The sequence below is a fragment of the Pseudomonas sp. MF6396 genome, assembly GCF_002018915.1.
In the GTDB taxonomy this organism is placed as follows: domain Bacteria; phylum Pseudomonadota; class Gammaproteobacteria; order Pseudomonadales; family Pseudomonadaceae; genus Aquipseudomonas; species Aquipseudomonas palmensis.
Genome location: NZ_MVOK01000088.1, coordinates 1 through 1231, shown reverse-complemented (window position 1 = coordinate 1231; position 1231 = coordinate 1). Strand labels below are relative to the sequence as shown.

Genomic DNA, 1231 nt, shown 5'->3' with positions numbered 1-1231 from the left:
TGAATCGCCCCGGATTCTCTAGACACCTTGCAAGCTCATTGCGTAACGTTTTTCAAACTCTACCGGTGACAGCTGATTGTTGAAACCATGGCGGCGTTTTACGTTGTAGAACATCTCGATGTAATCGAACACATCACTCCGAGCATCTTCCCGCGTGGTATAGATTTTTCGCTTGATCCGTTCCCGTTTCAGAAGCTGGAAAAAGCTCTCGGCCACGGCGTTGTCATGACAGTTGCCTCGGCGACTCATGCTGGCAACCAAATTGTTTGCCTTCAAAAAGCTGCGCCAATCGGAGCTGCTGTACTGGCTGCCTTGGTCGGAATGAACCATCACCTCTTGCTTCGGTTTACGCCTCCAAACCGCCATCAACAACGCATCAATAGCCAAATCACTGGTCATCTGCGACTTCATTGACCAGCCAACGACCTGCCGAGAAAACAGATCTAGTACCACCGCCAAATACAACCAGCCTTCATACGTACGAATGTACGTGATGTCGGTTACCCAAACCTTGTTGGGTTCCACAACATCGAACTGGCGCTTCAGCAAATTGGGTGAGACGACCGCTGGCTTACCGCCGTACTTTCCAGGGCGGCGTCGATAACCTGTCTGAGAACGCAGCCCTTCAAGACGCATCAGCCTCGCCACACGATGACGACCACAATCCTCACCGACCTCGCGCAGATCGTCGTGGATTTTGCGATAGCCATAAACGCCGCCGCTCTCCAGCCAGGAATGCTTGATCAAACCCAGTAGTCGCTGGTCGTCTTTGGCGCGTACAGATTGCGGCTCAGACAGCCAGGCGTAATAGCCGCTGGGATGGACTTTCAGCGTCAGGCAAAGCCGTCGAATCGAATAGTCGCCCGCGCGCTGCTTGATAAAGGCGTACTTCAGCCGCACTCCTTGGCAAAGTACGCGGCGGCCTTTTTTAATATGTCTCGCTCTTCAGTGACGCGCTTGAGTTCCGCTCGCAGACGACGCAGCTCAGCGTGCTGATCATCATCCTGCTGCCGTTCTTCTTGAGGTTTGCTGTAGCGCTTTATCCAGGCATAGAGGCTATGCGTCGACACGCCGAGACGGGCCGCTACCTCAGCGACAGGCAGCTTCTTTTCGGTCACTTGATTGACTGCTTGGATTTTGAATTCTTCGGGGTAACGCGGGTTGCTCATGGCACCTCCTAATTGGCCTCAGTTTAAGGCAAAGAGGTGTCTACGAAACCCGGGGCGATTCA

The 1231-nt window shown here is 53.5% G+C and carries 1 protein-coding gene; it reads right to left on the bottom strand.

The window, feature by feature from the left end; genetic code table 11:
* Positions 1-18 precede the first annotated feature (18 nt).
* Positions 19-1169, bottom strand: a protein-coding gene (locus MF6396_RS28060) for an IS3 family transposase (RefSeq protein ID WP_102063847.1) whose coding sequence is annotated in 2 segments (ribosomal slippage) — positions 19-926 and positions 926-1169 — 1152 coding nt in all. Because the reading frame shifts where the segments join, the coding sequence is not laid out codon by codon here.
* Positions 1170-1231 lie beyond the last annotated feature (62 nt).